Source organism: Acetobacteraceae bacterium (genome assembly GCA_039613835.1).
GTDB lineage: Bacteria > Pseudomonadota > Alphaproteobacteria > Acetobacterales > Acetobacteraceae > Sorlinia.
In genome coordinates this window covers 1,957,501-1,966,088 of sequence record CP154827.1, presented here as the reverse complement: position 1 = coordinate 1,966,088, position 8,588 = coordinate 1,957,501, and the positions used below count along the sequence as shown (strand labels likewise).

The window sequence follows — 8,588 nt, the reverse complement described above, 5'->3', positions numbered from 1 at the left end:
TCTGGCGGATCGCTTCCCACTAGCTCCGATTTTTGAGGTACCACGCAACGGTCAGCCTGATTCCCGTTTCGAAATTATGTTTCGCTTTCCAGTCGAGAGAGTCTTCCGCATGGCTCGGGTCAATTTCATAACGGAAATCATGCCCCGGACGGTCCTTGACGAAACTGATCAGGCGTTCCCGCTTGCCCTGCGGATCGGGAGAAATCTCGTCGAGCACATTGCAGATCGCCTTGACAACTTCGAGGTTCGACCTCGGTTGCCGCGCGCCGATCGCGTAAGTTTCTCCGGGAACGCCGCGCTCAACAGCGCACACGAGGGCCTTCGCATGGTCATCGACAAAAAGCCAGTCCCTGACATTGCTGCCCTCTCCGTAGACCGGAAGGGGATGACCCTCAATCGCGTTGATTGTCACGAGCGGGATCAATTTTTCAGGGAAGTGCCAATATCCGTAATTATTTGTCGTATTCGTGACGAAACTGGGCAGACCATAAGTATGGTGCCACGCACGAACGAGCTGATCAGATGATGCTTTCGAGGCTGAATACGGACTGCGCGGATCATATGGCGTCGTCTCCGTGAAAGGCGGCGCATCCGGCGCGAGATGCCCGAACACCTCATCCGTTGAAATGTGATGAAAGCGGAAACTTTTCTGCCGGGCGGGATCCATTTGCTGCCAATAACGCCGCGCAGCCTCCAGCAATGTAAAAGTGCCGACAATATTGGTTTCGATAAAGGCGCGCGGCCCGTCGATTGAACGATCGACATGGCTTTCCGCCGCGAGATGCATCACCGCATCAGGCTGGTAGGTTGAGAAAACGCGATCCAGCCCCGCACCATCCAGAATATTGAGTTTTTCATGCCGGTAACGAGGGTCCGACGCAGCAGGACCGACGGAATCCTCTGTCGCGGCGTAGGTCATGCAATCGACATTGACAACCGAATGGGTCGTCGACTGGATGAGATGCCGAACAACCGAAGATCCGATGAAACCACAACCGGCTGTAAGTAGAATAAGAAAATTCTTTTCCCGCGAAACGATTATTGTTAAAATAATGCCCCGACCGCCCGGACGCCCCGTTTCACGCTCGTTCCCCGCGCCCACCGCCCTGATGGAGGGGTGCACATGGCAATCGACAGAACGGATACCCTTGCGCAGAACGCCAACGCGTTTATTACGACATCAACAGACGCTTAATATACACACATTATGGATTCGTTAAATGAGTTGCACCTTTTTTAATTGTGTTCGTGACATATTTTTTCTTCACGATTTTGATGTCGCATCATGACATCGCATGGACATTTTCTTGACGCTTTCGGATTGACGGAGGGGCCGAAGCGATTTTGGCTGATTCGTCACGCTATCGTGGACAAAGCGGCGCGACGTAAACTTTATGGCACGGTCGATGTGGCGTTGTGCCCTGACCGCCTTGAGGGCCAAAAGGCCTATTATGCCCGCCTCGCGCGGCGCCTTCCGGAAAACGCTGTTTGGTACAGCTCGCCTTTGACCCGCACGCGTGACACGGCACAGGCTATTTTTGACAACGGCTATGGCACGCAGGACGTGACGATTGAGGGGCGGTTCATTGAGCAGTCTCTCGGTAACTGGCAGAATCTTCTGCTGGAAGACGTCCCCCGGCAACTACAACAGAAGCCGCACCCATTCTGGTCGCTTTCCGCAACTGAATGCCCACCGGAAGGTGAGAGCATGTTGGATGTCTGCGCCCGTGTCGGACATGCTCTTGACGACCTTTCGGAGAAACATGTGGGAAAGAATATTGTCGTTGTCAGTCATGGCGGCGCCATTCGTGCCGCGATCGCCCACGCGCTGAAACTGCATCCTGAGACCGCCCTGCATTTCTGCATATAAAATCTGTCTGTGACGATTATCGAGCATATCGACGATGCGTGGCGGCTTGTGACGTCCAATGAGATTCAAAATCCGGGGTGAACCCCGTTCCGAACGATTGGGCCTGGGTGTGGAACGGGCGGATTTAACAATGATCCGCCCGCTTCAAAATCTCAGGAAATAGAAAAGTCTGTCAATTTGAGGCCGGTGACGCCGAGGAAAGTAACGCGCGCATTGCCGTCGACAAGGATAGACGTGTTACCGCCTGAGATCGTCGCCGTTTTCAGGAGTTTTTGCGCAGCTTCTGTCGCATTTGCCGGACGATAGGAATAAAGGAAAAATTGGTTGTTCGCGGCGCGGAAGTCGGTGATGTAGAAGTCGCCCGCCGTATGGTTGACAAGCATCCCGAACTTGTTGCCGGCGCCGGTTCCGCCGGTGACGGTTGCCGCAACGTGGCTCGTATTGACGCCTTTGAACGCTGTTCCGAAATAGAAACTGTCCGACCCCGTCCCGCCAACGATTGTTTGATTGCCTGCACCTGTCCAGAATGACATGGACGCGTTCGAGCGGGATGCGTCGACATATTGATCCCCTATGGCATGTGGCTGGTTTGCGGTGAATAACGAGCCGAAATTCGAGCCAAGCGTCAGATTAAGACCCTGAGCGCCCCAGACTGTCCCACCGCCTGACGAGACTGTTGACTGACCCGTGCCGGCAATGAATGTCAGATTGCCCGCCGTGGAAATCGTATCCCGACCGCGCCGACGACCGTCGCATCGCCGCTTGTCACCGTGATCCTTGAGGCTGTCCCACCGAAAACCGTGCTGTTATCAGCAACGCGGATGGTGTTGTTCGATGAAAGATCGGCGGCGGCGGCGTTGGTATAAAGTGTCGCCGTGGCACCGCCACCGATCAGACTGACGGTGTCGATGGCTCCTTGCACGCCGTTGATCATGTTAGTACCGGTGCCGCCAGTAATCGTATTATTGCCGTCGCCTGTCACAATGTTCCAATTCTGCCGGGAGCCGGAAACATCAATATTATTATCGCCGGCCCTGGCTGCGATCTGGCCGCCGACATTACCGAATTTGGCGTCAATCCCGTAAGCGCTATCGGAGATGAGACGGACATATTGGGCGGTGTTCGCGGTGCCGTCGATCGTGACGCGACCGTTCGGGGACGTGCCACTCATCGTGCCGACAAATAAATAAGCGTAATTTCCGTTGAGTTTATAGGATCCGGCGTCGGTGATGATGCCTTCAGCCGGGGCACTGGCCGTGCCCGTGCCATTATTATCACCTGCCGTGAGGACGGAAGCCTGAAGCGTATTAGCCGAGGCATATTGCGCGATGCTCTTGGCGTAATCGTTGATGATGGCACCGAGCGCATCCGTGCCGACATTTTCAACAATGATACCGACCTGTTTCCCAGGGATAACAACGTTTGACACGGCACCACCTGTTGTTTCGAGCGTCAGGGAAAGTGATCGCTCCGTTGAGCTGAGGTCGGAATAATTCAGGGATCTGGAATTGTCATAAGTCAGTTGCGGGTTGGCCACCGTCAATGTCCCCGACTTGTCGGTCGCGAGGCCGGTCCCGTTACTCTCAATACCGTAATAGACACCCGTCAGATACCAATGGCTGAGGTCTTTGAGCGCGGCGGCATCCGCGGGATGGGCTTTGGCAATCGCGTCGATCGCATATTTAAGGGCCTGATTGACGTCGATCGTCGCTTTGTAAGGTCACACCGGATGTCGAAGGATCATCCACCTTGATATAGGAGGTGGATTTACCGGTGATGTTGTAAATGATCTTTGTTTTATCGGACATGCTTGTGTATCCGACCGGTGACCCACGTCCATCAAAAGTTGGAATTTGCAAGAACAGGCCGTACTGCGTCGTGCCATTATCAAATTGCAGGGTGAAGTTGATTCCGCCTTCAATGAAGCCGGTTGAGCCCTTGATGTTGCTGACGGCGATGTCCGTTGTCAGCGTGATCGGGTGGTCGAAGGAGTAAGCTGTTCCAAAATTTTTTGCGGTGGCGATTTGCTGGTTGTTCAGCGTCCCGCCCTGAACCGACATTTATAGATGTAATTTCCGTTTTGGGGGTCTTGATAAACGGCGTATTGTGAGCTGCCAGCCGCGGAAGTTGACGAGCCTTGCTGCCAATTACCGACGGAATAGCCATTCGTATTATCCCAGACGAGGTTATCACGCCCCTTAAGCGGATCAAACGTCTCGCCCGCGTTCCATTGGGTTTTGCGCCAATCAGTATCATACCCTCCTGGGAGGTTTGGTTGCACGGGGTTAACGCTAATATTGCCATTTTGCGTGTCCTGCGTATTCATTGATAGATTCGGACCCGTTTTGCTCGGGTTCGAGACGATATATTTCACATTTGTATATGACGTATCACTCATAGTAAATAAAACCGCTTAACTCGTCCCCTTTTAAGGGGATCCAGACTTATTTCGTCAGAGTTAGGGGTCATTTTGGAGACAAGTATTCGAGCAGAGCATTTTCATGCTCTGCTTTGTCGATGTTTACTTGGGGTCAATGCGCTGAAATTGATCGTTTCAGCGATATTGCCTCACATTTAATGTATATATCTGAAGGGCAGCCTGCTTTTACTTTCGGTCCTGCCCCACGGCCTGGGTGATGGTATCGATCGGGGATCAAAATCCCGCGTAACCATCATCAAATACGAACACTCCAAAACACCTATAACCTCGGGCAAGTAAGGCAAAAATCTCTTTGATTGACGTGAGGTCAATCGGCGATCAGGGTCCCGCCTCCTTGTTCCAGTTTAATGAACGCAAAGAGTTGGAAAAAGTTAAATGTGATAAAATATTTTTTATCTTTTGTTCGTAAATGGGGTGTTCTAACTCACGACGTCCCTCCGTGCCTTCCGGATTTTGGTCCCCGGCCATCCGAATTACACCGTGAGAAAACGCCGTCCACATCCTCTGAAAAACGTGAGGTTGGAAAAAGGGTAATGGGTGATTCATGGGGAGCGTGTAACGGGACTTTACGCTTGGCGACCCTGCTCTTTCCGCTATCTTTGAGAGTTCGGTCACGCGCACGAAAAATCGTCTAAACCCTTCAAAATCGGGGGCTTTTACCGATCTTTTTTCTATTTGATATGAGTCGAGGCTTGATTTTTCGTGACTTGAGGTCAGTTAGCGGATTGGGATATTTCGTACCCGGCGTGGGGCGTCAGTCGCGGGGGAATTTCATCCCGTTTCCATGAGGAGCAGATAAATCAAACGGGTGAATAAGCCCTTGGAAGAGGGCTGGTTAAACAGCCTTTATGCGCGATGTCGCGAATATAAAACTTAGTTTAATTATTAAAGGTTGATTAAGACTCGGCCGCAAAGTGGGTTACGTCAGTTAATTTTTTTTTAAGTTTTGACGCGGCTTATTCTCTCCGCCGTTGAGAGACATATTTGGTTTAGAAATTGCTCTTGTCAATGCTTATGCTTGAGGGCGCCATTTGGCGACGATCATGACCTGGCTGAGCTGACTTTCCCAACCAGCGTGATGCGTCATTCATTGGTAGTGGAGTGAACATGCTTGACCATGCTTACACGGTTGGTTTTAAGGCGCGAGGGGAGATTGACCGAGGAGCGTATGGCATCAAGATGTATATTCCGGCTGTTGGCGCGAAGGTTGAGCTTCGGCTTGCGGGTGCGTTTGAGAAGTCTGAGTAAAGTCGCGGCCTGATTTTAGGCTGTATGACTGACCCTGCCTGCCCTAATGGGGCTTAACTTCGAGGGTAGGCGGGGTTATTTTTTGCGGGGGTTATTTGGGACGGTTGAAACCTGTGGCCTATGAGCAGAGGAGCCTGTCAGATTGAGTATGATTGTGATGGTTGCGGGGGCAGGATTTGAACCTGCGGCCTTCAGGTTATGAGCCTGACGAGCTACCGGGCTGCTCCACCCCGCGCTGGTGGGGGATGAGTGACTTGACCCCCTATTGTTACAGGTTTGATTTGGGTGGATCAGGAGACCTGGCGGCGACCGACTTTTCCGCAGCTTAAGCTGCAGTATCATAGGCGCTAGGGCGTTTCACGGCCGAGTTCGGGAAGGGATCGGGTGGAAATCTCCCGCCATGGCCACCAGGTCATCTGGCCCACCCTTTGCAGGGTGGAGAGGCTGGTGCATGCCCTGTCTCTCTTAATGAGTGAGACGGGTTGAGGAGGATGAGGAGGATGAGATGAGAGACACGCTTTGGATGCGTGGATGACTGCTATGTATGTGCATGCTGCTTTCCTGTTAGGGAGAGCGGCGTTGATGTGAATAATCAAGGGCGATTAGGACTGGTCAGCTGCACGTGTTACCACGCTTTCACACCCAGCCTATCGACGTGATGGTCTTTCACGGCCCTGTGAGACCTTGTTTTGAGGTAGGTTTCCCGCTTAGATGCTTTCAGCGGTTATCCTGTCCATACTTAGCTACCCGGCGGTGCCGCTGGCGCGACAACCGGTGCACCAGAGGTATGTTCATCCCGGTCCTCTCGTACTAGGGACAAATCCTCTCAAGTCTCTTACACCCACGGCAGATAGGGACCGAACTGTCTCACGACGTTCTAAACCCAGCTCACGTACCACTTTAATCGGCGAACAGCCGAACCCTTGGGACCTGCTCCAGCCCCAGGATGTGATGAGCCGACATCGAGGTGCCAAACCTCCCCGTCGATGTGGACTCTTGGGGGAGATCAGCCTGTTATCCCTAGAGTACCTTTTATCCGTTGAGCGATGGCCCGTCCACGTGGGACCACCGGATCACTATGGCCGACTTTCGTCTCTGTTCGAGCTGTCACTCTCACAGTCAGGCGGGCTTATGCCATTGCACTCGACAGTCGGTTTCCGACCGACCTGAGCCCACCATCGCGCGCCTCCGTTACACTTTGGGAGGCGACCGCCCCAGTCAAACTGCCCACCATGCAGGATCCCGGACCCGGCTTACGGGTCGCGGTTAGACATCAAAGACAGTCAGGGTGGTATTTCAAGGATGGCTCCACACAGACTGGCGCCCATGCTTCATAGCCTCCCACCTATCCTACACAGAATGTCTCTGATGCCACTGCAAAGCTGCAGTAAAGGTTCATAGGGTCTTTCCGTCTGACCGCGGGTACCCCGCATCTTCACGGGGAATTCAATTTCGCTGAGCCGATGCTGGAGACAGTGGGGAAGTCGTTACGCCATTCGTGCAGGTCGGAACTTACCCGACAAGGAATTTCGCTACCTTAGGACCGTTATAGTTACGGCCGCCGTTTACCGGGGCTTTAATTCAATGCTCTCACATCTCCTCTTAACCTTCCGGCACCGGGCAGGCGTCAGGCCGTATACGTCGTCTCTCGACTTCGCACAGCCCTGTGTTTTTACTAAACAGTCGCTACCCCCTGGTCTGTGCCACCCGCACATGGTTGCCCACATACGGGTCTCGCTTATCCCGAAGTTACACGAGCAATTTGCCTAGTTCCTTCAGCATCGTTCTCTCAAGCGCCTTGGTATACTCTACCAGTCCACCTGTGTCGGTTTCGGGTACGGTCTATATGCCAGAGCTCTTTCCCGGAATGCTCCAAAAGCCTGTCCAATCCATTAAGAACAGACAACATCTCGCATTCGTCACTTCTGGCAGGCCCAGTAATATTCAACTGGTTCCCATCGACTACGGCTTTCGCCCTCGCCTTAGGGGCCGGCTTACCCTGCGTGGATTAACCTTGCGCAGGAACCCTTGGACTTTCGGCGACAGTGTTTCTCGCACTGTTTGTCGCTACTCATGTCAGCATTCGCACTTCCGATATCTCCAGAGAGGGTCACCCCATCTCCTTCGCAGACTTACGGAACGCTCCGCTACCGCGCATACAATGTATGCACCCACAGCTTCGGCACGTGGCTTGAGCCCCGTTACATTTTCGGCGCAGGGTTTCTATTAGACCAGTGAGCTATTACGCTTTCTTTAAAGGATGGCTGCTTCTAAGCCAACCTCCTGGTTGTTTTGGAATCCCCACATCCTTTCCCACTTAGCCACGATTTAGGGGCCTTAGCTGGTGGTCTGGGCTGTTTCCCTCTCGACAATGGACCTTAGCACCCATCGTCTGTCTGCCGTGCTCATACTCCTCGGTATTCGGAGTTTGGTTAGGTTTGGTAAGGCTTTGGGCCCCCCTAGCCCATCCAGTGCTCTACCCCCGAGGGTAATACACGACGATCTACCTCAATAGATTTCGCGGAGAACCAGCTATCTCCGAGTTTGATTGGCCTTTCACCCCTAGCCACAGCTCATCCCCGACTTTTTCAACAGGCGTGGGTTCGGCCCTCCAGTGCGTGTTACCGCACCTTCAGCCTGGCCATGGCTAGATCACTCGGTTTCGGGTCTTCTGCCAGCAACTCATGCGCCCTATTCAGACTCGCTTTCGCTTCGCTTACACCTATCGGCTTAGGCTCGCTGCAAACAGAAACTCGCTGACCCATTATACAAAAGGTACGCCGTCACCCCATAAGAGGCTCCGACTGCTTGTAGGCATTTGGTTTCAGGTCTCTTTCACTCCCCTCATCGGGGTGCTTTTCACCTTTCCCTCACGGTACTTGTTCACTATCGGTCATCAGGGAGTATTTAGGCTTGGAGGGTGGTCCCCCCATGTTCAAACAGGGTTTCACGTGCCCCGCCCTACTCAAGAAATTATCCAAGAACTACGCATACGGGGCTATCACCCTCTCTCGCCAGACTTTCCAGACT

General features: G+C 53.1%; 5 protein-coding genes, 1 tRNA gene and 2 rRNA genes (1 of these 8 running past the window's edge). 1 reads left to right on the top strand and 7 read right to left on the bottom strand.

From position 1 onward, the window contains the following. Positions 1-19 precede the first annotated feature (19 nt). On the bottom strand, positions 20-1,012 hold the full coding sequence (gene rfbB / locus AAYR33_10925) for a dTDP-glucose 4,6-dehydratase (protein ID XAO72471.1): 993 nt from the start codon (positions 1,010-1,012) through the stop codon (positions 20-22). A gap of 273 nt (positions 1,013-1,285) precedes the next feature. Here rfbB and AAYR33_10920 point away from each other — a divergent pair, with 273 nt between their 5' ends. Continuing rightward, positions 1,286-1,870: a histidine phosphatase family protein gene (locus AAYR33_10920; GenBank protein ID XAO71424.1), complete on the top strand. Its 585-nt coding sequence runs from the start codon at positions 1,286-1,288 to the stop codon at positions 1,868-1,870. Between the two features lie 152 nt (positions 1,871-2,022). On the opposite strand, the gene AAYR33_10915 is transcribed toward AAYR33_10920, so the two are convergent. The 6 genes from AAYR33_10915 to AAYR33_10890 form a co-directional block, all read right to left on the bottom strand. Continuing rightward, positions 2,023-2,403 carry a hypothetical protein gene (locus tag AAYR33_10915; protein XAO71423.1) on the bottom strand — a complete coding sequence of 127 codons (381 nt, stop codon included), beginning with the start codon at positions 2,401-2,403 and terminating at the stop codon, positions 2,023-2,025. Between the two features lie 170 nt (positions 2,404-2,573). Then, entirely contained in the window at positions 2,574-3,407 is an 834-nt protein-coding gene (locus AAYR33_10910) for a hypothetical protein (GenBank protein XAO71422.1), read from the bottom strand. Positions 3,408-3,552: 145 nt separating this feature from the next. Beyond that, on the bottom strand, positions 3,553-3,930 hold the full coding sequence (locus AAYR33_10905) for a hypothetical protein (GenBank protein ID XAO71421.1): 378 nt from the start codon (positions 3,928-3,930) through the stop codon (positions 3,553-3,555). A gap of 1,786 nt (positions 3,931-5,716) precedes the next feature. After that, positions 5,717-5,793: transfer RNA gene (locus AAYR33_10900), tRNA-Met, on the bottom strand. A gap of 62 nt (positions 5,794-5,855) precedes the next feature. Further along, positions 5,856-5,970: ribosomal RNA gene (gene rrf, locus AAYR33_10895) — 5S ribosomal RNA — on the bottom strand. A gap of 169 nt (positions 5,971-6,139) precedes the next feature. Continuing rightward, positions 6,140-8,588: ribosomal RNA gene (locus AAYR33_10890) — 23S ribosomal RNA — on the bottom strand; it runs 290 nt beyond the window's last position.

Bases quoted from the DNA above. Each gene is read 5' to 3' on its own strand.
- AAYR33_10920 (XAO71424.1), top strand. From the start codon at position 1,286: ATGACATCGCATGGACATTTTCTTGACGCTTTCGGATTGACGGAGGGG.
- AAYR33_10915 (XAO71423.1), bottom strand. From the start codon at position 2,403: ATGTCATTCTGGACAGGTGCAGGCAATCAAACAATCGTTGGCGGGACG.
- AAYR33_10905 (XAO71421.1), bottom strand. From the start codon at position 3,930: ATGTCGGTTCAGGGCGGGACGCTGAACAACCAGCAAATCGCCACCGCA.